Raw genomic sequence first — 25,295 nt, 5'->3', positions numbered from 1 at the left:
TTGTACGAAAACTGCCTGCGCTCGACAATACGGCGTTAAAAATCGGCTCAAAATACTCATTTACACCCCGTAAACTCCGCTTTTTCGCCGATTTTTGCCTTGTCTTGCCTTCGCTCGCCGACTTTTCGTACGAACCCTAGACTCGGGCTGCGGGCTATATCGCGACTGACGTCGCTTCCACCGGCAGCCTGACTCTCGCTCCTTGCCGGCTGCCGTTCAATCCAGCCGCTTGCGCAGCCGTGACACGGTCAGCCCCAGCATCAGCAGGGTGAACACGCCGAGCGCCGCCAGCGACGGCCACAGTTCGGCGAGGCCGGCGCCGCGCAGCATGATGCCGCGAATCAGCCGCAGGAAGTGGGTCAGCGGCAGCAGTTCGGCTACCCAGCGAGCCGCCCGGGGCATGCCGGCGAAGGGGAACATGAAGCCCGAGAGCAGTATCTGCGGCAGGAAGGTGAACACCGCCAGCTGCATGGCCTGGAACTGGCTGCGCGCCAGCGTCGACAGGAAGATGCCCAGCGCCAGGTTGGCGACGATGAACACCAGCGCCGCCAGGTAGAGATCGCCCAGCGAGCCGCGGATCGGCACCGCGAACAGCACGCCGCCGAGCAGCAGCACCAGGGTGACCTGCACGAGGCCGATGGCGATGAAGGGCACGACCTTGCCCAGGGTCAGTTCCCAGCGCGACAGGGGCGTGGCGATCAGCAGTTCCAGGTTGCCGTTCTCGCGCTCGCGGACCAGGGCGATGGCGGTGAACATCACCAGCGTCATGGTCAGGATGACGCCGATCAGGCCGGGCACGGTGTTGATCGGCGCCCGCCGCTCCGGGTTGTAGTAGTTGACCACTTCCACGGGATTGATCCGCCGGGTCCAGCCGGCGTCGCCGGCCACCGGGAAACGGGCCAGCTGACGGGCGGTGGCCTGCACCACCTGATCGGCCCCGTCGACCACCAGCTGCAGCGCCGGGCGGTCGTCGCGGGCCAGGCGCGCCTCCAGATCGGCGGGCACCACCAGGGCGGTGCTGACGCGCCCGGCGCGCAGCAGCGCCTCGGCGGCCTGGGGCGTGGCGACCCGGTAGCGCAGGTCGAGTACCTGGCTGGCGCCGATCGCGTCGATGATCTCGCGGGAGTGGGCCGTGCCGGCCTGATCGACGACCGCCGCATCCAGTCCGCGCACATCGAGATTGATGGCGTAGCCGAACAGGATCAGCTGCATCACCGGAATCCCCACGATCATCGCGAAGGTCAGCCGGTCGCGCCGCAGCTGGCGCAGTTCCTTGACGATCACGGCCAGCAGGCGGCGCAGGCTCACGGCGACGCCTCGGCGGCCGGTGTGCGGCGGGTGGCGGCCACGAACACGTCCTCGAGGCTCGGCGTGTCGGCCCGGGCAGTGGCGCTCAGCCCGGCCTGCTTAAGCGGCCGGGTCAGGGTCTCGGGGGTGGTGCCGGGCACCACCAGCACGCGCAGGGCGGTGCCGATCTGGGCCACCGCGATCACCTCGGGCAGTGCCAGCAGCCGTTGCTGGGCCTGGCGTGGCCGGTCGGTGATCACGCGCAGCGGGCTTTCCGGCAGGGCCTCCATCAGCGCCCGGGGGCTGCCGTCGGCGACCAGACGGCCGTGATCGAGAATCGCCAGCCGCGTGCAGCGTTCCGCCTCGTCCATGTAGTGGGTCGAGACCAGCAGCGTGGTGCCGGCGTCGGCCAGCTCGAACAGCGCCTCCCAGAAGTCGCGCCGCGACTGCGGGTCGACGGCGCTGGTGGGTTCGTCGAGCAGCAGCAGCGCCGGGGCGTGCATGACCGTGGCGGCCAGTGCCAGGCGCTGCTGTTGGCCGCCGCTCAGGGTGCCGGCCAGGCGATGGCGCAGTTCGCCCAGCGTGTAGCGTGCCATCAGGGCGTCGAGGCGCCGCCCGAGGCCCGCCGTCGGCAGGTCGTGCAGCGCCGCCAGAAAGCGCAGGTTCTCGAGCACCGTCAGGTCGCGATACAGCGAAAAGCGCTGGGTCATGTAGCCCAGCTCTCGCTTGAGCCGCTCCGCGGCGCCGGGCAGAGCGTGACCCAGCACCGTGATCTCGCCGGCGCTGGGGGTCAGCAGGCCGCAGAGCATGCGCAACGTGGTCGACTTGCCGGAGCCGTTGGGCCCCAGGAAGCCGTAGACCTCGCCACGCGTCACCTCCAGCGTCAGGTCGTCGACGGCCAGGGTCGCGCCGAAGCGCTTGCTCAGGTTGCGGGTGCGGATCACCGTCTCAGGGCTCACGGCCGAGCTCCACGCGTACCGGCAGGCCCGCCGCCAGCCGCTCGTCTGCCGCGTCGGTCAGGCGGGCCCGGGCAAGGTAGACCAGGCGGCTGGCATCGTCGCCGGCCAGGGCGTAGTAGGGCGTGAAGACCGGCTCGCGGGCGAGGCTCTCCACGCGGGCGGCGAAGGGCGTGTCGAGGCCCGTGACGTGCACCGTGACCGGGTCGCCCACGGCGAGCGTGGCGCGTCGCCCGACGGGCACGTAGAAGCGCGCGTAGGGGGCGTCGCCCACCAGCAGGCTGACCAGGGTGGCGCCCGCCGGCGGCTGGTCACCGGGGCGGAAGGGCAGGTCGTCGACCCGGCCGTCGCGGGGCGCGGTGACCACCAGGCGCTCGCGATCGACCCGCAGGTCGTCGACATGGGCCCGGGCGGCGGCCACCGCGGCGGTGGCGGCGGCGATGCGTTCCGGTCGCTCGCCGCGGAGCAGCTCCTCGAGGCGGGCGGCGAGGGCGTCGGCCTCGGCCCGGCGCTGGTCGCGCAGCGCCAGCGCCTGATCCAGCTCGGCCGAGGCCAGCACCTGGCGCTGGAACAACCGCAGGCTGCGCCGGTAGTCCGCGTCGGCCAGCGTCTGCGCGGCTCTGGCGCGGGCAAGATCCGCCCGGGCGGCGGCGATCGTCTCTTGTCGTGGCCCCTGCCGGGCTTCCGCCAGGGCGGCACGCGCCCCGTCGAGTTCGCCCTCGGCCTGCGCCAGGCGGGCGTCCAGACGCCGCGGGTCCAGCGTCAGCAGGGGCTGGCCGGCGGTCACCCGCTCGCCCTCGGCGACCAGCCAGCGCTGCACGGGCTCCGAGACTTCCGCCACCCGGGTGATGCGATCCCATTCCAGGGTGCCGGGCAGACCCGGTGTCGCCTCGCCGCAGCCGGCAAGGAGAAGCAGGCTGAGGCCGACCCGGACGAGACGCCACACGCTCCGGCTCGCATGCGGCCAGGGGCGGGAAAGCGGACGGGAACGACGGGCAGTGGGCGTGTGCATGGGGCGACTCTACCCCAGCCGCGCCCCCGCGGTCTTGACGCCAATCACGCGGGAAGGACGGCGCCTTTGCCGGGCTGGCATGTTGCGGCGCAATACGCGACTCCCTAGAGTGAAGGGAGAGACCGTCGCCATGACGGAACGCATCGCGAGTCGCGGGGTCGATTCGGAAGTGACTCGCGATCCGAGAGTCTCTCGCCAAGGGCCGCAGGGGGTGAAATGGCACGACCCATGAACATCCTGGTCCTCCAGGGCGGTGGTGCCCTGGGGGCCTATCAGGCGGGTGTCTATCAGGCGCTCAGCGAAGCCGACATCGAGCCCGACTGGGTGGTGGGCACCTCGATCGGTGCCATCAACGGCGCACTGATCGCCGGCAACCGCCGTCGCGACGTGCTCGCCCGGCTGGAGGCCTTCTGGACCCGTGTCGCCCAGCCGTCGTCGAGCCGCGGCGTGGCGCTCGAGCACTACGAGACCGAGCTGGCCAAGTTCCTGGCGCTGACCACCGGCGTCCCGGGGTTCTTTCGCCCGCGCCCCGCGTGGGAGATTCCCCTGACCCACAACTGGTGGGGCACGCCGCCGAGCTTCTACGACGTCACCCCGCTCGAGCGGACCCTGGAGGCGCTGGTCGACTTCGAGCGGCTCGGTACCCGCAACCTTCAGGACGGCAAGCGGCTGAGCGTCGGTGCGGTCAACATCAGCCGCGGCGCGATGCGCTACTTCGACAGCCACGACGAGCCGCTCTCGGCACGCCACGTGATGGCCAGCGGCGCGTTGCCGCCGGCCTTCCCGCCGGTCTGGATCGACGGCGAGGCCTACTGGGACGGCGGCCTGTGTTCCAACACGCCGATCGACTACGTGCTCGAGAGTGAACGGCCGGGCAGTGACATGCCGATCAACTGCTACGTGATCGACCTGTGGAGTCCGCGCGGCCCGGTGCCCGAGACCATCAGCGATGCCATGCATCGCGAGAAGGACATCCAGTACGCCACCCGGGCCGGCCACAACCTGCACTTTCTCAAGGAGATCAACCGCCTGCGGGAGGCGTTGCGCAAGCTGGGCAAGCATCTGCCCGACGCCGTCCGCGATGACGATGACGTCGCCGCGCTGCTGGAGCTCGCCCGCCAGTCACCGGTCAACATCGTGCGGCTATTGGCGCCGGCCCGCGAGGCGGAGACCGCGCAGAAGGATATCGACTTCTCCTATTCGACTATCATGGAGCGCTGGCGCGCCGGGTATCATGACATGAAGGGCGCGCTGGCGATCTGCCCCTGTCGGCGCGATCCGGTCAGCGACGAGATCGGCGCCAACGTCTGCAGCTATCGCAGCAATCTGGACGGCCACCTCGAGGACCTGACCGATGTGCCGTTCGAGTGACGCGGCCGGCCGCGTCCCGATGGATCAACCGAGGAGAAAAGCCAGCATGTCATCGCATCCCGCGCAGAATCGACTCCAGAATCAGGTCGCCTTGATCACCGGCGCCGCCAGCGGCATCGGCAAGCAGATCGCCACGCTGTTCGCCGAGCAGGGCGCCCGGGTGGTGATCCTCGATCTCGACCGCGAGGCGGCCCGGGCCACGGCCCGCGAGCTGACCGAACAGGGCGGCACGGCGCTGGGAGTGGGCGCCGATGTCACCGACGAGCAGCAGGTCGAGGCCGCCTTCAAGGAGGCCATCGACGCCTACGGGCGGCTCGACGTGATGATCGCCAACGCCGGCTCGCAGCACGTCGAGCCGATCCACAAGCTGTCCTACGACAACTGGAAGAAGGTCACCAATATCCAGCTCGACGGCAGCTTCCTGTCGACCCGTGCGGCCTTCCGCCAGATGATGACCCAGGATGGCGGCGGCTGCCTGATCTACATGGGCTCGGTGCACTCCCATGAAGCCTCGGCGATGAAGTCGCCCTACGTCACCGCCAAGCATGGCCTGCTGGGCCTGTGCCGGACCATGGCCAAGGAGGGCGCCGAGTACGGCATCCGCGCCAACACCATCTGCCCGGGCTACGTGAAGACCCCGCTGGTGGAGAAGCAGATTCCCGACCAGGCCCGCGAGCACGGCATGAGCGAGGACGAGGTGGTCGAGAAGGTGTTCCTCAAGGACACCGTCGACAAGCAGTTCACCACCGTCGAGGACGTCGCCGAGACGGCGCTCTACCTGGCGACCTTCCCCTCCAGCGCACTGACCGGCCAGTCGATCGTGGTCAGCCACGGCTGGTTCATGCAGTAGGCATCACGCCTGCCCCGGCGGCCCGTCTCAGCGGGCCGCGCCACGAATCAGCTCGGCGATCAGCCGCCGCCCGGGATGCAGGTGATCGGCCAGTACCCGGGGCAGCGGCAGCGGCTCGTCGCAGATCCGCGAGGCGATCAGCTCGGCGCACAGCGGCGTGCTGGCCAGCCCCCGCGAGCCGTGGGCGGCGCTGATCCACAGCCCCGGATGATGCCGCCCGGGCGTCTCCGGCACCCGGCGCCGGGCATCCTTGCTCAATGCGGCATAGTCGCGGCGCCAGGCCGCGGCATCGGGCACCGGCCCGGCATAGGGCGTCTTGTCGGGGCTGGCGGCGCGCACCGCCGCGCGGCCTTCCAGCCGCGCCGGGTCGAGATCGATCCCGGCCTCGCGCAGCGCCGCGACATAGCCCGGCAGGGTGCGCTCCAGTTCGGCCAGGTTGGCGGCGTGGTCGGCCTCGCGCACGGCCGTGTCGGCCACGTTGGGGTGAAAGGTGGCACCGAAGGTCAGGGCGTCGCCCACGGGCGGCGGCAGGTAGCCGCCGGCACACACCACCTGGCGCGGTCGCGGTGCCGACGCGGGCAGCGTCAGGTGGGTGACCTGGCCGCGAATCGCCTGCAACGGCAGGTCGGCGGTCTGGGCCAGGCGTGTGCCCTCGGCGGCGGTGGCGATCACCACCTGATCGGCCGCGAGAGTGGTGCCGTCGGCGAACCCCAGCGACCAGCCGTCATCCGCGGCGTTCAGCGTCGCCACCTCGCCGTGACGGAAGGCGATGCCCGGCGTGTCGGCCAGCCGCCGGCACAGCGCCGCCGGGTCCACCCAGCCCGCCTGTGGATAGTCCAGCCCGCCCGTCTCCAGCGGCCAGCCGATGGCCCGGCTGGCGGCTTCGGCATCGAGCCCCGTGACCACCGCCACGGGCAGCGGATGATTGTCGAGAAAGCGCCGCTGACGCCGTGTCTCGCGCTCGCCGGTGGCGCGCTGCAGCACGCCGCAGTCCTGCCACAGGGTGCGGTCGGGATCGAGGGCGGCGAGCCAGCGCCGGGTGTGCAGCAGCCCGGCGAGATAGAAGCGGCTCTGCCGATTGGTCTCGGCGGCGAGCTTGACGTAGAGCGCGCCCTGGCGATTGCCGGAGGCGCCGGCGGCCGGCCCCTCGCGGTCGATCAATGTCACCGCCACGCCGCGCCGGGCCAGGGCGTGGGCGACACCGGCGCCCGCCAACCCCGCGCCGATCACCGCCACGTGCTCGGCCTTCCGGGGGCCGGGAGGCTGGAACCAGGGTGTGGCCCGACGGGCGTCATCCACCGGCGGGTCGGCCAGCTCGGCGACGAGCATCTCGCGCTTGCGGCCGAACCCGGGCACCTTGCGCCAGGCGAAGCCCGCGGCCTCGAGGCCGCGCTTGACCACCCCCGCGCAGGTGAAGGTGGCTACGCTCGCCCCCGGGCGGCTGGCCGCGGCCATGGCGGTGAACAGCGCCGGGTGCCACATTTCGGGGTTCTTGCTGGGCGCGAAGCCATCCAGAAACCAGGCGTCCACCCGCCCGTCGAGCTGGGCAAGCGCCGCGGCACTGTCGCCGAAGTGCAGGTCGAGCACGACGCGCGCGTCCAGCCACAGCCGGTGCACGCCGGGCAACGGCTCGGGCCACTGGGCGATCAGCCGGGCGGCCAGCGGCGCGAGATCGGGCCAGGCAGCCAGGGCGCGGGCCAGGTCGTCGCGGGCGAGCGGGAAACATTCGGTGGAGACGAGATGCAGCCGGGCGCCGGGGGCGGCGTGCTCGCGGAAGCAGGCCCAGGCGCAGAGCATGTTGAGGCCGGTGCCGAAGCCGGTCTCGCCGATCACGAAGGGGCGGCGTTCCTGCCAGGCGGCCAGGCGCTCGGGCAGCCGGTTGGCGCGGATGAAGACGTGCTCGGTCTCGGCGCGGCCGTCCTGACGCGAGAAGTAGACGTCGTCGAAGGCCAGCGAGTGCGGCGCGGCCGCCTCGCCGGCGGCGTGGCGCCACTCCAGGGCGGGGGCGTCCAGTGCCGCCAGCGGCGGCAGGGACGTGGCATCCGGGGATGAAGACAAGCGGAAACTCCGGTGACGTGGCAATCGATTGGTCAAATTTTACCCGATCGAAGCCAGGCGGCGAACGTCATGGGCTGTCGACACCCGTCCGCGGGGTTTCAACAGGGTTTTCCACAGTGTCTGTGAATGAAAGCCGGTTGTGGAACAATCGCTCAGGGCTGGAGCACGTAGCACCCCGGCGCGTCCATCAGCGGCGGGAACGCCTCGGCGCCCATCGCCGGCGGCGCCACTTCCCCCGAGGAGCGTTCCACCAGCCAGGCCTGCCAGGCCGGCCACCAGGAGCCCGTCTGGCGAGGCACGATCTGCTGCCAGGTGTCGGGGTCGATGTAGGGCGTGTCGTCGAGATGGGTGCGGCACTGGAAGGTGCGATGCGGGTGGCCCGGTTCGCTGATGATGCCGGCGTTGTGCCCGCCGCTGGTGAGCAGGAAGGTGACCTCGCTGGCATCGCCCAGCAGATGGATCTTGTACACCGAGTGCCAGGGGGCGACGTGGTCCTTGCGGGTGCCCACGGCGAAGATCGGCACACGGATGTCGCTGATCGCCACCGGCCGGCCGCCCACCGTGTAGCGCCCGGCGGCCAGTTCGTTGCCCAGGAACAGCCGGCGCAGGTACTCCGAATGCATGCGGTAGGGCATGCGGGTGAGGTCGGCGTTCCAGGCCATCAGGTCGCTCATCGGCTGGCGCTCGCCGAGCAGGTAGTCGTGCACCACCCGCGACCAGATCAGGTCGTTGGAGCGCAGCAGCTGGAAGGCGCCGGCCATCTGGTCGCCGGCCAGGTAGCCCTGGTCCCACATCATGTTCTCGAGGTAGGCGACCTCGCTGTCGCTGATGAACAGCATCAGCTCGCCGGCCTCGGTGAAGTCGACCTGGGTGGCCAGGGTGGTCAGCGAGGCCAGCCGCTCGTCGCCGTCGCGGGCCATCGCCGCCGCGGCGATCGACATCAGGGTGCCGCCCAGGCAGTAGCCCACCGCATGCACACGCCGCTCGGGCACGATGGCGCCGATCACGTCCAGCGCGGCCATCGGCCCCAGGCGCCGGTAGTCCTCCATGCTCAGGTCGCGATCCGCCGAGGTCGGATTGCGCCAGGAGATCATGAACACCGTGTGTCCCTGGTCGACCAGGTAGCGCACCAGCGAGTTGTCCGACGACAGGTCGAGGATGTAGTACTTCATGATCCAGGCGGGCACGAACAGCACGGGTTCGGCCTTCACGGTTTTCGTGGTCGGGGTGTACTGGATCAGCTCGATCAGGTGGTTGCGATAGACCACCTTGCCGGGGGTGATCGCCAGGTTCTCGCCGACGCGGAAGTCCTCGGCACCCACCGGGGGCCGGGTGCTGAAGCGGCGCTCGGCATCCTCGACGGCATTCTGCCAGCCACGCACCAGGTTCATGCCGCCCTGCTCGAGGGTGGTACGGGTGATTTCGGGGTTGATCCACGGCAGGTTGGAGGGCGACCAGCGGTCGAGCATCTGCCGGGCGATGAACGACACCACCCGCTCGGTGTGGGGCGAGAGGCCGTCGATGTCGGTGGTGGCGTTGTGCCAGAACTGCTGGTTGAGCAGGAAGCCCTGATAGATCAGCGTGTAGGGCCACTGCCCCCAGGCCGGGTCATCGAAGCGGTGGTCCTGGGACAGCGGCTCGATGCAGGGCGCGGTGGGGCCCTTCGAGGCCAGCTGGCCGGTGTGGACCGCCAGGCGCAGCCACTTGCGCATCGCCTTTTCCTGCAGCTCGAGCTGCTTGCCCGGCGACAGCACGAGATGGCTGAGCCACTCGACGTAACTGCTGGCCAGCCCCGCGGGGCTGATGCCCAGCGTCACCCGCGCCAGATTGGCCTTGAAGGCCCGGTCCAGCGCCCGCGCCGTGTAGTACCCGGGCAGCGGCGGCAGGGCCAGAGGCGAGAAGGGGGCGACCGGGTGGCGGGGCGGCTCGGCGTGGCTGTCGCCGAGGTCGAGCGTTTCGGGGGGCGTGTCATCGGGACGGGCTTCGGCCATGACGGTCTCCGGCGGGTGGCGGGCGGGACTGTCAGCATAGTGGCGGGAGCGGGTGGGCGCCCAGTGGCGGGAAGGGCGATATCGCCAAAGCCTGATCTCGGTCAGGCACGGCCGGTCAGGCACGGCCGGCCGGGGCGGCCGGCCGGGGCGGCCGGCCGGGGTCGCTCGGTCAGGGCAGGACCTTCTTGAACGGCTTGACGGTGACCCGGGTGTAGACGCCGGCGATCATGTATGGATCGGCATCGGCCCAGGCCTGGGCGTCGGCGAGGCTGTCGAACTCGGCGACCACCAGGCTGCCGGTGAAGCCGGCGTCGGCCGGGTCCTCGGCGTCGACCGCCGGGTGCGGGCCGGCCAGCACCAGGCGGCCTTCGTCGCGCAGCTTCTCGAGGCGCGCGAGGTGGTCGGGGCGGGCGGCCTTGCGCTTTTCCAGGCTGTCCTTGACGTCTTCACTGAGGATGGCGTAGAGCATGATTGGCTTGTCTCCTTGGGAATGACGGGCGCCTCAGCGGTCCTGACCGCCGGGCGCGGCCTCGGCATGGCGGCTCAGGTACACCCCCTGGGCGAGAATGAACGCCAGGGTCAGGCCGAGCATGCCGAACAGCTTGAAGTCGACCCAGGTGGCCTCGTCGAAGGTCTTGAAGACCACGACGTTGAGTACCGCCATGGCGATGAAGAATACCACCCAGGCCAGGTTGAGGCGCTGCCAGATCGCCGCGGGCAGGGCGATGGCGCGCCCCATCATGCGCTGGACCAGCGGCTGGCCGCCGAAATACGGTGACACCAGGAAGGCCACCGCGAACAGGGCGTTGACCACGGTCGGCTTCCACTGGATGAAGGCGGCGTTCTTGAACACCACCGTGGCGCCGCCGAGCACCACGATCAGCCCCAGGGTGACCAGCTGCATGGTCTCGAGCCGGCGGGTGCGCCACCACTGGAAGCCCACCTGGGCGAGACTCGCCGGGATCAGCACCAGCGTGGCCAGCACGATGTCGCCGCTGAACTGGTAGACCGCGAAGAACAGCGCGATGGGCAGGAATTCGAAGAGCAGTTTCATGGCAGGGTCCTGACGGGCGCGGCGTTGACCCGCGGGGTGCGGGGCCGCAACATGAGACTCCATTCTGACAAAGACGCCCGACGGCGTCATGCCGATGATCTCGCTTCCCGATACTCTCGCCGCCCCCGGCGTCGACCTGCACATGCATTCCACCGCCTCCGACGGCGCGCTCTCGCCGGCGGCGTTGATGGCGCTGTGTCAGTCGCGCGGGCTGACCCATGTGGCCCTGACCGACCACGACAGCGTGGCCGGCGTGGCCGCGGCCGCGGCCGCGGCCGAGCGCCTGGGGCTGACGCTGCTGCCCGGCGCCGAGCTGTCCGTGCAGTGGCGGGGGCTCACCGTGCACGTGCTGGGCTACCTGCCCGAGGGGGCGCTGGCGCCCATGCGCGAGGGGCTGGCCGCCCAGGCCGAGGCCCGCGAGGCGCGCAACCTCGAGATCGCCCGGCGGCTCGAGGCGGTGGGGCTCGATGATGCCCTGGCGCGGGCTCGGGCCGGGGTGACGGAGGAACGCCCGCTGGGACGCCCGGACTTCGCCCGGGCGCTGGTCGAGGCCGGCGTGGTGCCGGACATCGCCGCCGCCTTCAAGCGCTATCTGGGGGCCGGCAAGCGCGGCGACGTCAAGATGCACTGGCCGTACCTCGGCGAGGCGCTGGGCTGGATACGCGCCTCGCGCGGCGTCGCGGTGCTGGCACATCCGCTACGCTACAAGCTGACCCGACGCAAGCGCGGCCTGCTGCTCGACGACTTCGCCGCGGCCGGCGGCGAGGGGGCGGAGTTGCTCAGCGGCTTCCAGAATCCCGACGAGACCCGCGACCTGGCCCGCCAGCTCGCCGAGCGTGGCCTGCTGGCGTCCCGGGGCAGCGACTTCCACTTCCCCGGCGGTCCTCTCGCGCCGGGCACGGTGAGCGACGCCCCGCGTACGCCGGTCACGCCGCTGTGGCATCATCCATCGCTGGCGGCGTTCGCCGGGCGAGTCGGCCGGGCATCGCCGAACTGACGCATGAGCGTCGTCGGCCGCTGCGCCCCCGTGCCGAGGGGCGCCGACTACCACCGCAAGGAGGGGCCATGACTCAATTCTTCCAGATCCATCCGGAAAACCCGCAGAAACGCCTGATCGACCAGGCGCTGAAGATCATCCGCGACGGCGGGGTCGTCGCCTACCCGACGGATTCCGGCTATGCCCTGGGCTGTCATCTGGGGGACAAGAAGGCGATCGAGACGATCAAGTGGCTGCGTTCGCTGGACGACAAGCACAACTTCACCCTGGTGTGCTCGGACCTTTCCGAGATCGGCACCTACGCCAAGGTCGACAATGCCGTCTTTCGTCTGCTGAAGAGCCACACGCCCGGGCCCTACACCTTCATCCTCAACGCCACCAGCGAGGTGCCGCGCCTGCTGCTGCACCCCAAGCGGCGCTCGATCGGCGTGCGCGTGCCCGACCACCGCATCACCCACGCCCTGCTCGAGGCGCTGGGCGAGCCGCTGATGAGCGTGACCCTGATCCCGGTCGACGAGGCACTGCCGATGACCGACCCCGAGGCGATCCGCGAACGCTTCGGCGCCCATCTCGATCTGGTCATCGACGGCGGCGCCTGTTCGCTGGAGCCGACCACGGTGGTCGACCTGCGCGAGCTGCCGCCGACCATCGTCCGCGAAGGCCGCGGCGACACCACGCCCTTCACCGAATAAGCCCCGCCCGCCGCAACGGCGGCCCCGGCGGTGAAGATGCCGGGGCCTGAATGACGTTCAGTGGTCTCGGCCCCGTTCGTGGTGGCGCGGGTCCTCGGTTTCCTCGTCGAGCCAGGTGCCGCAGCGCCGGCAGTAGCGTGCATCGCGTTCGTGCCCCTCGTGGCCGCAGCCCGGGCAGGCCTCGTCGGAGTAATGCTGTTCGCGGATCGAGCGGATCATCTCCGCCGAGAACACCCCGGTGGGCACGGCGAGGATCGCGTAGCCCATCACCATCACCATCGCCGAGATGAACTGGCCGATCGGCGTGATCGGCGTGATGTCGCCGTAGCCCACCGTGGTCAGGGTGACGATCGCCCAGTACAACGCCTTGGGAATGCTGGTGAAGCCGGCCTCGGCGGGCTCGATCAGGTAGATCAGCGAGCCGAAGATGGTCACCAGCATCAGCACCGTGGAGAAGAACAGCAGGATCTTGCGGCTGCTGCGCCTAAGCGCCTGGACCAGCAGCGTGCCCTCGCCGATAAACTCCATCAGCCGCAGCACCCGCAGCAGACGCAGGACGCGCAGGATGCGCACCACCAGCAGCGACTGCGCGCCGGGGATCAGCAGGCTCAGCCAGGTGGGCAGGATCGACAGCAGGTCGATGACCCCGTAGAAGCTCCTGAGATAGCGCAGCGGGCGCTCGAGACAGTACAGGCGCAGCCCCAGCTCCGCGGTGAAGGCCAGGGTGAAGCCCCACTCGAGCAGGCGGAACCCCTCGCCGTAACGCGCGCGCAGCACGGCCACGCTGTCGAGCATCACCACCGCCACGCTGACCAGGATCAGGCCGATCAGCAGCAGGTCGAAGCCCTTGGCGAGCCGCGTGTCGGACTCGAAGATGATCTGGAACAGCCGGGTACGCAGGCCGACACCGGCCGGGCGAAGTGAAGGCACGCGGGTCTCCTCGAATCAGCGGCGGTGCAGGGCGGCGAGCAGCGCCAGGCTGCGGCGGCCGAAGGCGGGGGTCAGCCAGGGCGTGGCATCGAGTGCCGAGGCCAGCTCGCGGGCCGAGTCGCGTGGGTCGGCGGGCAGGGTGGTATCGTCGGCCAGGCTCTGCAGTGCCGCGCGGGCCATCCCGAGAAAGCGCGCGTCGCCGCTGTCGGCCAGGGCATCGAGGGCGGTGATGGCCCGGTCGAAGCGTGCCGCCGCCTCGCTGGGCAGGGGAGCGTCCTCGAGCGGCCAGCGGCCGTCGCGCAGGGCGGCGCCACGGGCGGCCTTGCTGGTGTTGGCCGGGCGCAGTGCCAGGGTATCGGCGATGTCCTCGGCGAGGCGCCAAAGCGCCGCCGGAGCGCCGGCCGCCGGATCGCCGCCCTTGAGCTCGAGCTCGAGCTCGAGCTCCTCGATGGGCGCGCGGCGCTCGCCGGCACGGACCTCGCCGTTGTCCAGCGCGACCTCGATGGTGGCCTCGGGGCCTTCCAGCCACCAGCTCAGGCGCTCGAAGTCGGTCGTGAAGCCGGGGGAGAGGGAAGCGAGTACCGGCTCGCCCAGCGCCTGCATCGGCTCCAGCGCCGCGAGCCCCTCGAGATCCAGGGCCGGGCCGGGAATCTCCCACTCCCACTCGCCGCGGGTGGACAGCCCGCCGGAGCCCTGGCCGGCGGTCTTCAGGGTCTGCAGCCAGCGGTCGGGCGTGCGCCGGATGCGCAGGGCCACTCGGGCGCGTTCCAGATCGCCTGCCGGGGTGTCGTAGTAGGTGTTGGCCAGGTGCTCGCGGACGGGGGCGATCCCGGCCAGCCGCGGGTGCGCGGGCAGTGCCTCGGCGGCACCGGCACCGAGGGCCAGCTTGAGTTCGATTTCCTGCGGCATCGTGCTATCTCCATGATTCGTCAAAGATGAATTTTTCATGACGCTGGGTTGGCGAGTCACTATACTGGGCGCGCCATTACCCAATCGACGAATGATGCCTTCATGGTGACATCCAACCCGTTTTCCGCGTTGTTCGGGCGATCGCCTTTTCAACCGCTGCTGGCGCACATCGTCAAGACCAGCGAGTGTGCCGATCAGTTGCTGCCGTTCTTCGACGCCGCTCAGGCCGGCGACTGGGAGACGGCGGCCCGGTGTCGCGAGGCAGTCACCGACCTCGAGCACGAGGCCGATGTACTCAAGACCCAGCTGCGCCTCAACCTGCCGAACACGCTCTTTCTGCCCGTCTCGCGCTCCGATCTGCTGGAGCTGATCAGCGTACAGGACAAGATCGCCAACAAGGCCCGCGACATCACCGGCATCATGCTGGGGCGCCGCATGCAGGTACCCGAGTCGCTGGCCGTGCCGATGCGCGAGTATCTGGTCACGGCGGTGGCCACCGTGAATCAGGCGCGCAAGGCGCTGGAGGAACTCGAGGATCTGCTCGAGTCCGGTTTCGGTCGCAATGTGTCGGATCTGATGCAGAACCTGATCCGCGAGCTGCACGAGCTCGAGCATCAGGCCGACGATCAGGAAATCACCATTCGCCGCCAGCTGTTCGATCTCGAAAGTCAGCTGCCGCCGGTGGATGTGATGTTCCTCTACAAGATCATCGACTGGATCGGCGATCTGGCCGATCGCGCCGAACGCGTCGGCAGTCGTCTGCAGATTCTCACCGCACGCTGAGCCCGGGCGTTCGCCCCGGGCTTTGACACGTCACTCAAGAACAGTCCTGCCTATGTCCATCATTGCGCAATACGGCGACGTATTCATCATTCTCGCCTGTGTCTTCGGTTTCTTCATGGCCTGGGGCGTCGGTGCCAACGACGTGGCCAACGCCATGGGGACCTCGGTCGGTTCCAAGGCCATCACCATCCGACAGGCGATCATCATCGCGGTGGTCTTCGAGTTCCTGGGCGCCTGGCTGGCCGGCGGCCAGGTCACCGAAACCATCCGCAAGGGGATCATCGACCCCTCCCTGCTGACCGGAAGCCCCGAGTTGCTGGTCTACGGCATGCTGGCCTCGCTGCTGGCTGCCGGGTTGTGGCTGCTGATCGCCTCGGCCCGGGGCTGGCCGGTGTCCACCACCCATTCCATCGTCGGGGCGATCGTCGGTTTCGCCGTCGCCGGCCTCGGCGTCGACTCGGTCGGCTGGGGCAAGGTGGGGCAGATCGCCGCCAGCTGGGTGGTGTCGCCGCTGCTGGCCGGGTCCATCGCCTATGTGCTGTTCCGCTCGGTGCAGGTACTGATCTTCGAGAATCGCGATCCTTTCGCCGCCGCCAAGCGTTACGTGCCGGCCTACATCTTCCTGGTGGGCTTCGTGATTTCCATGGTCACCCTGGTCAAGGGGCTCTCCCACGTGGGGCTCGACCTGAGCTTCGGCCAGAGTCTGCTGATCGCCGCGGCCATCGGGGTGGTGATCATGGTGCTGGGCATCCTGCTGGAGAATCGCGTCAACCGCGAGAAGAAGCGTGCCGGCGACAGCTTCGGCTACTCCAGCGTCGAGCGGGTGTTCGGCGTGCTGATGATGTTCACCGCCTGTGCCATGGCCTTCGCCCACGGTTCCAACGACGTCGCCAACGCCGTCGGCCCGCTGGCCGCGGTGATCAGCGTGGTCGGCTCCAATGGCGATATCGGCGGGGCCGCGGCCCTGCCCTGGTGGGTGCTGGTGCTGGGCGGTGGCGGCATCGTCGTCGGCCTGGTGACCTACGGCCACAAGGTGATCGCCACCGTGGGCACCGGCATCACCGAGCTCACGCCCAGTCGCGGCTTCGCCGCCACCCTGGCCGCCGCCACCACGGTGGTGCTGGCCTCGGGGACCGGCCTGCCGATCTCCACGACCCATACCCTGGTCGGCGCGGTACTCGGCGTGGGACTGGCCCGCGGCATGGCGGCGCTCAACCTGCGCGTGCTGAGCACCATCGTGCTGTCGTGGCTGATCACGCTGCCGGCCGGCGCGCTGCTGGCGATCCTGTTCTTCTTCATGCTCAAGGGCATGTTCGGCGTCTGACGGCTTTCAGCGAGTTGGCAATGCAGACAGCTCCCTCAGAACGATCGCAGATAGGCGCAGCACACGGGGCTGATCCGTCGCCAGGTCTGCGAGGGGGCGCTGTGGACCCTTCCCTGGGCGCTACCTACGCCATCTGACCGCCATGGATGGCGGAAATGCCGGAATGGAAAGGAACATTTTCCGGCCATGGCGTAGGACCCCCTCTTCGACCTGTCCCCGGCGCACCTCGTCATGGCAACGACAATTGCCCTGTGGGGCTCCCTCCGGGGAGTCCCGCCTTTTCATGGGCTCTGATATAGTCAGGGACCGGGCCCGTGCCACTACCGGCGGCCCACTCTTCCTGCCACTCATCTTCCGTCGGAGCTCCCCTGGCCGTGCAGACGCGCTTTCCCTTCGTCGACTGGTTCCGCAATTCCTCGCCCTACATCAACGCACATCGCGGCCGAACCTTCGTCATCCTCATCGAGGGTGAGGCGGTAGCCAACGGGCGCGGTGAGCAACTGATCCAGGATCTGGCGCTGCTGCATACCCTGGGGGTGCGGCTGGTGGTGGTCTACGGCATCCGCCCGCAGGTCGGCGCGGCGCTGGCCGAGGCGGGGATCGAACCGGTGCGCCACGACGGGCGCTGGGTCGCCGATGCCCCGATCATGCGCTGTGTCGAGCGCGTGGCCGCCGAGCAGCGGTTGTGGCTCGAGGCGCGGCTGTCGCTGGGGCTGCCCAACACGCCGATGCACGGCGTCGAGCTGACCGCGGTGTCCGGCAATCTGGTGATGGCCAAGCCGCTGGGCGTGCGCGAGGGCATCGACTTCGACCACAGCGGCGAGGTGCGTCGGGTACGTTCCGCCGCCGTCGAGGCGCTGCTCGAGCGCGGCTCGCTGGTCATCCTGCCGCCGCTGGGGTTTTCCAGCACCGGCGAGGTCTTCGATCTCGACGCCGCGGAGGTGGCCCAGCAGGCGGCCGTGGCGCTGAAGGCCGACAAGCTGATCCTGCTCGGCGAGGCCGAGGGCCTGCACGACGCAAGCGGTGCCCTGCTGCGGCAGCTGACGCCCGACGAGGCCACCTCGCTGCGGCGTGCCGCGGCGCCGGGCAGCGAGATGGCCCGCCACCTCGCCGCGGCCTGCGAGGCCGCCCGCCACGGCGTGGCCCGCACGCACCTGGTCTCCTGGCATGACCATGATGCCCTGATCGGCGAGCTGTTCACCCGCGACGGGGTGGGCACCATGATCACCCAGCACCGCTATGAGCAGCTGCGCCCCGCCGAGCTCGGCGACGTCGCCGGGCTGCTCGAGCTGCTGCGCCCGCTGGAGGAACGCGGCATGCTGGTGGCGCGCTCCCGCGAACGCCTGGAGCATGAGATCGACGACTACCTGGTGATCGAGCGTGACGGCATGATCATCGGCTGCGCGGCGCTGCACCCGTTCGTCGACGCGGCCATGGCCGAGCTGGCCTGCGTCGCCGTGCACGGCGATTACCGGGGCGGCGCACGGGGCGCGCTGCTGCTCGCCGAGATCGAGCGGCGTGCCCGTCGGCGGGGCATCCGGGCGCTGTTCGCCCTGACCACCCATACCGCCCACTGGTTCTTCGAGCATGGCTTCCGCCTGGCCGACATCGACGCGCTGCCGCCGCTGCGCCGCGAGGCCTACAACCATGCGCGCAAGTCCAAGATCCTGCTCAAGCCCCTTGATTGACGGCTCTCGCCGGCCCCGGCCTCCGGGGCTCATGACCGGGGTCACGGCCCCGGTGTCGCCTGAGAGTGACTGCCTTTCCTGGGATGTTGCCAGAAGACGACACTGTAAATCATTGAATTAATTGAGATATTTTAAAGGGCTCGAAATCTTGTCGCCAAGTGGCAACATTTTTCGATGTCAGTGGCGGGCCAACAGGCCGGTTTTTGGGGTGAATCATGCCGTGCCAGCTTTTTTCAGAATTTAAGTTTTTGATTTTATTGAATTTGTTGAAAAAGTGGCACGCCCTTCGCTATCTATAGGGTGAGCAACGGGAAGCGGTTCAAACGGCTCGATTCGCTTCCCGGCTGAGCCCAACGAGAGCTTATCTCCGTCAGCTCAGCAGCGTCTGCTCCACGCGATGTGTGACTTAGGTTGCGATGAGACGGTACCGCCGATTTGGCAAGGATAGGTACCTAGAGGGCAAGGACGCCCCACGGCAAGGAAGCCGCTCCCCCGTCACGGGGGACCCAATTACGGCGCGCCGCTCCGGCGACGCGCCACCGGACGAAACCGGGCGGTTCGCCGCCCCTGTGAAACCACTGTCCCTGGCAGACGCAAGAGCGGTTTCACGGTTTCGGGACTCTTCGGGAGTCCGATCGGAGTGTTCGCGAAGGTCCGGCCAGGCGGCCCTTGGTGAGGACTCACTTGACCCTTCAGTTCCCTGCGTACCTTGGGCCGGCTCTGCCGGCCCTCTTTTTTTGCAGGTCGAAGGCCCGGACCAGCTTATCGAAGCGCAAGTCTGTTATGCTGTGCGGAGAGAATGAATGACTTTTGCCCTCTTTCTGCATAGAACGGTTTCCATGACCTCTCAGGTCTCTCGCCGCTGGCGTCCCAGATCCCTGCTACAGCTGGTATTGCTGGCCTTCGTGGTCGTGATGCTGCCGATTGCCGTACTGATGTTTCAGGCGGGCGAGGGGATGTCGGAGCTGTCGCAGCTGGCCAATGTCAGCGCCCGCGAAGCGGTCGACCAGACGCGTCGCGCCCGCACCCTGTCCAATCTGGCCGTGGAGATGGAGCGCAGCGCCCGTCAGTATGCCGTGGTCGAGCAGCCCGGCCTGATGGAGATCTTCGCCGACAAGGCCGAGGAGTACGCCCGTCTGCTCGAGGCGCAGCGACGGCTGCTGCCCGACAATCCCGACATCACCGCCCTGCAGGCGCAGATTCAGACGCTGTCCGAGCTGCCCGGCAAGTCGCCGCAGGAGGTCCGCGACAGCCTCGACGAGTTCGCCAGCTTCGCCGATCGCACCGACGCGGTTCGCGAGGCCACCAACCTCCAGATCGACGCGCGCATCGACGCCATCAGCGACCAGGCCGACGAGGTTCAGCAGCGTATGTGGCTGCAGACCGCGGCGCTGGTTTCGGCCAGTCTGGCGCTGATGCTGCTGTTCACCTGGCTGATCATTCGCCCCATCCGCCAGCTGGAACGGCGTATCCTCAGCCTGGGCAGTGGCCTCGAGCCGCCCTCGGCCCAGCTGATTCAGGGGCCGGCCGAGCTGGTGCGCCTGGGAGACCGCCTCGACTGGCTGTCCCAGCGGCTCAACGAACTGGAAGCGCAGAAGCAGCAGTTCCTGCGCCACATGTCCCACGAGCTCAAGACGCCGCTGGCCAGCGTGCGCGAAGGCACCGGGCTGCTCTGCGACGACATCGCCGGCGAGCTGACGCCACGCCAGCGGGAAATCGTCGAGCTGATCGACGCCAGCGGCGAGGAGCTGCAAACCCTGATCGAGCAGCTGCTCGACTACAACCTCCTGCAGCACAATCAGGGGGCGAGCAACGAGCGCTTCGACGTCGCCACGGTGATCAAGGAAGTGCTCGCCAAGCACCAGCTGGCGCTGGAGAAGAAGGGCATGCGGGTCAGTGCCTTCCAGGAACCGCTGGACTGGTCCGCCGATCGCGAGCGGACCCTGCGCATTCTTGATAATCTGGTCTCCAACGCCATTGCCTATGGCGAGAACGGCGGTGAGTTGGAACTGCGCGCCTTTCGCCAGGGGCGATCGCTGATTCTCGAGGTGGCCAACAGCGGCGAGCCGATCGCCGATGACGATCGGGCGCGGCTGTTCGATGCCTTCTATCAGGGGCGGGCGCGGCGCAAGGGCGCGCTCAAGGGGTCCGGCATCGGTCTGTCGGTGGCTCAGGACTGCGCCCGGGCGCAGAACGGCCAGCTGATACTTGCCGACACTGACCCGCTGGCCGTGTGTTTTCGCCTGACCCTGCCCTGGAGCGCCGAGGCGCTCGCCGATAACGATAAAGAAGAGTTGCCGCCGCCCCTGCCGGCTGCGGCCGAATCTGCAAGGAACTGACTACATGAAGCATCCCGTTCTCGTGGCCGGCCTGCTGGCCTTCACGCTCGTTGCGTCGGGCTGTCAGTGGCTGCCGCAGCGCACCACGGCCTTCGCCAGCGATGACGCGCAGTGCCTGTCCGACATCCCCACGCTCGAGGAGCAGGCCTGCCTGCTGGACGCCTGGGTCGCCTTCGGCCTGGCCGCCCAGCGCGGCGGGCCCGAGTGGCGCCGCCAGACCCTCGAGAAGGTCGACGGCGACACGACCCGGGACCGACTGGCGCGTGCCGTGGTGTTCTCCTGGAGCGGCCGGGGCGACTGGAAGGCGGCCTCCGAGCTCTACAAGGCCGACCTGGCCATGGCGCCGAGTCGCCTGCAGCCACTGCTGCGCCAGTGGCTCAACGGGCTCGAGGCGCGTCGCTCGCTGGTCGAGGAGATCGACGACAGCGAGCATCAGCGTCAGGCCCTGGCCAGGGAACGGGACTCGCTGGCCAAGAAGCTCGATGCCCTGACCGAGATCGAGGAAAGTATCAATTCGCGCCAGCAGTGAACCGCGTCCCGACCACGAAAAGCGACGATAGCGGGGCGGGCTGGCGCCGCGAATGCCGAGGAGTGACGACGTGAAGCATGCGGCTCATGTTCTGCTGGTCGACGATGACGCCAGCCTGTTGAGGCTGCTGGGAATGCGCCTGGAAAGCCGGGGGTACCGGGTCACCACCGCGGAAAGCGGCCGCCAGGCGCTGGAGTGCCTTGAGCATGCTCGGCCCGACCTGGTGCTGTCGGACCTGCGCATGGACGAGATGGACGGCATGGCGCTCTTTCAGCAGTTGCAGAAGCGCATGCCGGGGCTGCCGGTGATCATCCTCACCGCTCACGGCTCGATTCCCGACGCGGTGAGCGCCACCCGTCAGGGCGTATTCAGCTTCCTGACCAAGCCGGTGGACCGTGACGAGCTGTTCAAGGCGATCGACGATGCTCTGAGCCAGACCCCCGGCCCGGCGGCCGAGGGCGACGATGCCTGGCGCTCGGCGATCATCACCCGCAGCCCGCAGATGGAAACGGTGCTCGAGCAGGCGCGGATGGTCGCCGGCTCCGACGTCAGCGTGCTGGTCACCGGGCCCAGCGGCTCGGGCAAGGAGCTGCTGGCCAACGCCATTCACAAGGCCAGCAGCCGGGCCGACAAGCCCTTCGTCGCCATCAACTGTGGCGCGCTGCCCGAGCAGCTGCTGGAAAGCGAGCTGTTCGGCCATGCCAAGGGCGCCTTCACCGGCGCGGTCAGCCAGCACCAGGGGCTGTTCCAGTCGGCCGACGGCGGCACACTGTTTCTCGACGAGATCGGCGACATGCCGCTGCCGCTGCAGGTCAAGCTGCTGCGCGCGCTGCAGGAGCGCCAGATCCGCCCGCTGGGCTCCACCACCTCGGTGCCCATCGACGTGCGCATCATCTCGGCGACCCACCGCGATCTGGACCGGGCGATGGCCGACGGCGACTTCCGCGAGGACCTCTACTACCGCCTCAACGTCGTCAACCTGCGCCTGCCGCCGCTCAAGGAGCGTGCCGAGGACGTGCCGCTGCTGGCCAAGCACCTGGTCACCCAGGCCGCCGCGCGCCACAAGCCGTTCGTCAAGGGCTTCTCCTCCGAGGCGCTCAACCTGCTGGCGTCCTCGGCCTGGCCGGGCAACGTGCGCCAGCTGGTCAACGTCGTCGAGCAGTGCGTGGCGCTGACCAGCGCGCCGATCATCCCCGAGGCGCTGGTCGCCCAGGCGCTGGCCGCCGAGGAGAACGCGCTGCCCTCGTTCAACGAGGCGCGCGCCGGCTTCGAGCGCAGCTATCTGGTCAAGGTGCTCAAGATCACCGAGGGCAACGTCACCCAGGCGGCGCGCATCGCCGGACGCAATCGCACCGACTTCTACAAGCTGCTCGGCCGCCACTCGCTGGAGCCCAGCAGCTTCAAGCCCGGCGCCGAGTCCACCAGCCGCGCCTGAGTCTCGGCGCTTCAGCGATAGCGCCGCTTGACCTCCACACTCAGCCGCCCCTCGCCGAGCCGAGCCCGGAGCCGCTCGCCGGGGCGGGTGTCCTGCGCGCGCCGGACCACCTCGCCCTCGGCGTTCTCGAGAATCGCGTAGCCGCGCCCCAGCACCGCCAGCGGGCTGACCGCCTGGAGTTCGCGCACCCGTGCGGCCAGCTGCTCGCGGCGGCGTTCCAGCTGCCGCGGCATCACGGCATGCAGACGCGTCTCCAGCGTGGCGAGCCGCTGCCGTGCCTGGGCCACATCGCGCGATGGGTCGGCCGCGCCCAGCCGGCGGTGCAGCATTGCCAGCCGCCGGCGCTCCTCGGCGAGGCGCCGGGTCAGGGCACGCTGCAGGCGGGTGTCGAGCGCCTCGAGGCGCTGACGCTGGCCCGCCAGTCGTTCGCCGGGATGGCGCAGTCGCGCGCGAAGATGATCGAGACGCTGGGCCTCGGCCTCCAGGCGGCGCTGCTGGGCGTGAGTCAGGCGCCGGGCCAGGGTGGCCAGCCGCCGGCGCAGATCGTGCTGGTCCGGTACCAGCTGCTCGGCCGCCGCCGACGGGGTGGGGGCGCGCATGTCGGCGGCGAAGTCCGCGAGGGTGACATCGACCTCGTGGCCCACCGCGGCCATCACCGGCAGGCGCGAGTGAAAGATCGCCCGGGCCAGATGCTCGTCGTTGAACGCCCACAGGTCTTCCAGGCTGCCGCCGCCGCGGGTCACCAGGATGGCATCGAAGCGCGGGTCGGCATTGGCCAGGGCCAGGGCGCGGATGATCGCCGGCGCCGCCGCCTTGCCCTGCACCGGCACCGGCAGCACGCTGATCCGTGCCAGTGGCCAGCGTGCCGCCATCACCGCCAGCACGTCGCGGATCGCCGCGCCGGTGGGCGAGGTGATCGCCACCAGATGCCGCGGCGGGCAGGGCAGCGGGCGCTGGTTGGCGAACACGCCCTCGGCGGCGAGCCGGTGCTTGAGGCGTTCGAAGGCGGCGAGCAGATCCCCCTGGCCGGCGGGTTGCGCCGCCTCGACGATGAGCTGGTAGTCGCCGCGCGGCTCGAACAGCGAGACCTTGCCGCGCAGGCGCACGCGGTCGCCGTTGTTCAGCGCTGGGGTGAAGCGGGCGCGGTTGCGGAACAGCGCGCACTTCACCTGGGCGCGGTCATCCTTCAGAGTGAAGTAAACATGCCCCGAGGCCGGCCGCGCCAGGCTCGAGACCTCGCCCTCCACCCAGCATTCGCCGAAGCCGCGCTCCAGCAGCATCCGCGCGCGGCGGTTGAGTTCGCTGACCGACAGGGTCTCGGGGGCGGTCTCCGGCATGGCGGCCTCGCTGACGATGAAACGGGAAGGGCAGTCTAGCATTCCGGGGGAGGGCAGCGTGCCGCGGGAGAATGCAGTGTCCGTCATGTCACCTTCGCCGCATCACAGCGCCCCCTTGCAGACTTGTCCCCGGATCGGCCCCTGGCGACAGCACTGTGCCAAGTCAAGGCTACATTGAGAGGAGAATGGGGCAGCGTTATAATGGTCGATTAACTTCTCTCCCCTCCCCACAATCTGCTCATTGGGTGATTCCGATATGCTACGTATGGCGCAAGAAGCTCTTACGTTCGACGACGTATTACTCGTACCCGGCTACTCGGATGTCCTGCCCAAGGACGTCAGCCTCAAATCCCGCCTGACCCGCAACCTCACGCTCAACATCCCGCTCGTCTCTTCCGCCATGGACACCGTCACCGAAGGCCGCCTGGCCATCGCCATGGCCCAGGAAGGCGGCATCGGCATCATCCACAAGAACATGACCATCACCGCGCAGGCCGCCGAGGTGCGCAAGGTCAAGAAGCACGAGAGCGTCATCGTCAAGGACCCGGTCACCGTCAGCCCCGAAGCCAAGCTCAAGGACCTGCTGGCGATGGCCGACGAGTACGGCTACTCCGGCTTCCCGGTGGTGGAAGGGGAGACCCTGGTGGGCATCGTCACCGGCCGCGACATGCGTTTCCAACCCGACCACAGCGATGACGTGGCGGCGATCATGACGTCGCGCGACAAGCTGGTCACCGTGCCCGAGGGCACCCCGCTCGATGCCATCAAGGTCAAGCTGCAGGAAAACCGCATCGAGAAGATCCTGATCGTCGATGACGCCTTCCGCCTGCGCGGCCTGGTCACCGTGCGCGACATCGAGAAGGCGCGCACCTATCCCAACGCCGCCAAGGACGCCGACGGCCGCCTGCTGGTCGGCGCCGCCGTGGGGACCGGCCCGGAGACTCCCGAGCGCGTCACGGCGCTGGTCGAGGCCGGCGTCGACGCCATCGTGGTGGATACCGCCCACGGCCACTCCCGCGGCGTGATCGAGCGGGTGCGCTGGGTGAAGGAGCATTACCCCGAGGTGCAGGTCATCGGCGGCAACATCGCCACTGCCGAAGCCGCCCGGGATCTCGCCGAGGCCGGCGCGGACGCCGTCAAGGTCGGCATCGGCCCCGGCTCGATCTGCACCACGCGCATCGTCGCCGGCGTCGGTGTGCCGCAGATCACCGCCGTCTCCAACGTCGCCGAGGCGCTCAAGCCCTTCAACATCCCGCTGATCGCCGATGGCGGCATCCGCTTCTCCGGCGACCTGGCCAAGGCGATCGCCGCCGGTGCCAGCACGGTGATGATCGGCGGCCTGCTGGCCGGCACCGAGGAAGCCCCGGGCGAGGTCGAGCTCTACCAGGGCCGCACCTACAAGGCCTACCGCGGCATGGGCTCGATGGGCGCCATGTCCCAGAGCCAGGGCAGTGCCGACCGCTACTTCCAGGACAAGTCCGAAGGCGCCGAGAAGCTGGTACCGGAAGGCATCGAAGGCCGCGTGCCCTACAAGGGCATGATGAGCGCCATCGTCCACCAGCTGATGGGCGGGCTGCGTGCCTCGATGGGCTATACCGGCTGCCACGACGTCGAGGAGATGCGCACCAAGCCGCAGTTCGTGCAGATCACCGGCGCCGGCTTCGCCGAGTCTCACGTGCATGACGTGCAGATCACGAAAGAAGCCCCCAACTACCGGGCTGGCTAAGAATCATCTGCGCTCGCTCAGGCTTTG

Annotated in this window: 21 protein-coding genes; 11 read left to right on the top strand and 10 right to left on the bottom strand. The window is 69.1% G+C overall.

All coding sequences use genetic code 11. From position 1 onward, the window contains the following. Positions 1 to 216: 216 nt before the first annotated feature. Genes KGQ91_RS01675 through KGQ91_RS01665 form a run of 3 tightly spaced genes read right to left on the bottom strand, consistent with a single transcriptional unit; the run spans position 217 to position 3,189 of the window. Entirely contained in the window at positions 217 to 1,308 is a 1,092-nt protein-coding gene (locus KGQ91_RS01675) for an ABC transporter permease (RefSeq protein ID WP_224420114.1), read from the bottom strand. Continuing rightward, positions 1,305 to 2,246 (bottom strand): ABC transporter ATP-binding protein, encoded by a 942-nt coding sequence (locus KGQ91_RS01670; protein WP_224420113.1) that lies wholly within the window; start codon positions 2,244 to 2,246, stop codon positions 1,305 to 1,307. Before KGQ91_RS01670 ends, KGQ91_RS01675 begins: the two co-directional genes overlap by 4 nt. Further along, on the bottom strand, positions 2,236 to 3,189 hold the full coding sequence (locus KGQ91_RS01665) for an HlyD family secretion protein (protein ID WP_224420112.1): 954 nt from the start codon (positions 3,187 to 3,189) through the stop codon (positions 2,236 to 2,238). The genes KGQ91_RS01670 and KGQ91_RS01665 overlap by 11 nt, the downstream gene beginning before the upstream one ends. Before the next feature lie 282 nt (positions 3,190 to 3,471). On the opposite strand from KGQ91_RS01665, the gene KGQ91_RS01660 reads away from it, so the two are divergent. Together KGQ91_RS01660 and KGQ91_RS01655 are read left to right on the top strand one after the other, a co-directional pair. Next, a complete protein-coding gene (locus tag KGQ91_RS01660) occupies positions 3,472 to 4,626 on the top strand; it encodes a patatin-like phospholipase family protein (RefSeq protein ID WP_224420111.1) in 1,155 nt (384 codons plus the stop codon). A gap of 46 nt (positions 4,627 to 4,672) precedes the next feature. After that, entirely contained in the window at positions 4,673 to 5,476 is an 804-nt protein-coding gene (locus KGQ91_RS01655; RefSeq protein ID WP_224416534.1) for a 3-hydroxybutyrate dehydrogenase, read from the top strand. 27 nt (positions 5,477 to 5,503) lie between these two features. Here KGQ91_RS01655 and mnmC read toward each other — a convergent pair whose 3' ends face one another. The 4 genes from mnmC to KGQ91_RS01635 form a co-directional block, all read right to left on the bottom strand. Next, positions 5,504 to 7,534 carry a bifunctional tRNA (5-methylaminomethyl-2-thiouridine)(34)-methyltransferase MnmC2/FAD-dependent 5-carboxymethylaminomethyl-2-thiouridine(34) oxidoreductase MnmC1 gene (gene mnmC / locus KGQ91_RS01650; protein WP_224420110.1) on the bottom strand — a complete coding sequence of 677 codons (2,031 nt, stop codon included), beginning with the start codon at positions 7,532 to 7,534 and terminating at the stop codon, positions 5,504 to 5,506. A gap of 152 nt (positions 7,535 to 7,686) precedes the next feature. Continuing rightward, positions 7,687 to 9,525, bottom strand: a complete 1,839-nt coding sequence (locus KGQ91_RS01645) for a PHA/PHB synthase family protein (protein ID WP_224420109.1) — start codon at positions 9,523 to 9,525, stop codon at positions 7,687 to 7,689. 169 nt (positions 9,526 to 9,694) lie between these two features. Next, the gene (locus KGQ91_RS01640; protein ID WP_163649771.1) at positions 9,695 to 9,994 is read right to left on the bottom strand and encodes a YciI family protein; all 300 of its coding nucleotides are present in this window, start codon (positions 9,992 to 9,994) and stop codon (positions 9,695 to 9,697) included. A gap of 33 nt (positions 9,995 to 10,027) precedes the next feature. Then, complete coding sequence (locus KGQ91_RS01635) at positions 10,028 to 10,579, bottom strand: septation protein A (RefSeq protein ID WP_224420108.1); 552 nt, start codon at positions 10,577 to 10,579, stop codon at positions 10,028 to 10,030. Between the two features lie 88 nt (positions 10,580 to 10,667). Between KGQ91_RS01635 and KGQ91_RS01630 the strand changes: the two genes are divergently transcribed. Continuing rightward, positions 10,668 to 11,576, top strand: a complete 909-nt coding sequence (locus tag KGQ91_RS01630; RefSeq protein ID WP_377172267.1) for a PHP domain-containing protein — start codon at positions 10,668 to 10,670, stop codon at positions 11,574 to 11,576. Positions 11,577 to 11,644: 68 nt separating this feature from the next. After that, positions 11,645 to 12,268 (top strand): L-threonylcarbamoyladenylate synthase, encoded by a 624-nt coding sequence (locus KGQ91_RS01625; protein WP_224420106.1) that lies wholly within the window; start codon positions 11,645 to 11,647, stop codon positions 12,266 to 12,268. Positions 12,269 to 12,325: 57 nt separating this feature from the next. Here the strand turns inward: KGQ91_RS01625 and KGQ91_RS01620 are convergent, their stop codons facing one another. Together KGQ91_RS01620 and KGQ91_RS01615 are read right to left on the bottom strand one after the other, a co-directional pair. After that, on the bottom strand, positions 12,326 to 13,198 hold the full coding sequence (locus KGQ91_RS01620; protein ID WP_224420105.1) for an ion transporter: 873 nt from the start codon (positions 13,196 to 13,198) through the stop codon (positions 12,326 to 12,328). A gap of 15 nt (positions 13,199 to 13,213) precedes the next feature. Continuing rightward, positions 13,214 to 14,107: a CYTH domain-containing protein gene (locus KGQ91_RS01615; RefSeq protein WP_224420104.1), complete on the bottom strand. Its 894-nt coding sequence runs from the start codon at positions 14,105 to 14,107 to the stop codon at positions 13,214 to 13,216. Between the two features lie 102 nt (positions 14,108 to 14,209). Between KGQ91_RS01615 and KGQ91_RS01610 the strand changes: the two genes are divergently transcribed. From KGQ91_RS01610 to glrR, 6 genes are all read left to right on the top strand, one after another. Continuing rightward, positions 14,210 to 14,890 (top strand): TIGR00153 family protein, encoded by a 681-nt coding sequence (locus tag KGQ91_RS01610; protein WP_224420103.1) that lies wholly within the window; start codon positions 14,210 to 14,212, stop codon positions 14,888 to 14,890. A gap of 52 nt (positions 14,891 to 14,942) precedes the next feature. Continuing rightward, the gene (locus tag KGQ91_RS01605) at positions 14,943 to 16,214 is read left to right on the top strand and encodes an inorganic phosphate transporter (RefSeq protein WP_224420102.1); all 1,272 of its coding nucleotides are present in this window, start codon (positions 14,943 to 14,945) and stop codon (positions 16,212 to 16,214) included. Between the two features lie 374 nt (positions 16,215 to 16,588). After that, complete coding sequence (gene argA, locus KGQ91_RS01600) at positions 16,589 to 17,902, top strand: amino-acid N-acetyltransferase (protein ID WP_224420101.1); 1,314 nt, start codon at positions 16,589 to 16,591, stop codon at positions 17,900 to 17,902. A gap of 839 nt (positions 17,903 to 18,741) precedes the next feature. Next, complete coding sequence (locus tag KGQ91_RS01595) at positions 18,742 to 20,241, top strand: sensor histidine kinase (RefSeq protein ID WP_224420100.1); 1,500 nt, start codon at positions 18,742 to 18,744, stop codon at positions 20,239 to 20,241. A gap of 4 nt (positions 20,242 to 20,245) precedes the next feature. After that, on the top strand, positions 20,246 to 20,770 hold the full coding sequence (locus KGQ91_RS01590; protein WP_163649781.1) for a hypothetical protein: 525 nt from the start codon (positions 20,246 to 20,248) through the stop codon (positions 20,768 to 20,770). Between the two features lie 52 nt (positions 20,771 to 20,822). Beyond that, positions 20,823 to 22,205 (top strand): two-component system response regulator GlrR, encoded by a 1,383-nt coding sequence (glrR, locus tag KGQ91_RS01585; protein ID WP_455429889.1) that lies wholly within the window; start codon positions 20,823 to 20,825, stop codon positions 22,203 to 22,205. A gap of 11 nt (positions 22,206 to 22,216) precedes the next feature. On the opposite strand, the gene xseA is transcribed toward glrR, so the two are convergent. Beyond that, on the bottom strand, positions 22,217 to 23,542 hold the full coding sequence (xseA, locus tag KGQ91_RS01580) for an exodeoxyribonuclease VII large subunit (protein ID WP_224420099.1): 1,326 nt from the start codon (positions 23,540 to 23,542) through the stop codon (positions 22,217 to 22,219). A 256-nt stretch (positions 23,543 to 23,798) separates the two neighbouring features. Between xseA and guaB the strand changes: the two genes are divergently transcribed. Continuing rightward, on the top strand, positions 23,799 to 25,268 hold the full coding sequence (gene guaB / locus KGQ91_RS01575; protein WP_163649783.1) for an IMP dehydrogenase: 1,470 nt from the start codon (positions 23,799 to 23,801) through the stop codon (positions 25,266 to 25,268). Positions 25,269 to 25,295: the final 27 nt, after the last annotated feature.

The organism is Modicisalibacter tunisiensis, assembly GCF_020148005.1.
In the GTDB taxonomy this organism is placed as follows: Bacteria; Pseudomonadota; Gammaproteobacteria; order Pseudomonadales; family Halomonadaceae; genus Modicisalibacter; species Modicisalibacter tunisiensis.
Note: the sequence above shows the minus strand (reverse complement) of the source record. Positions and strands in the feature narration are given on the sequence as shown.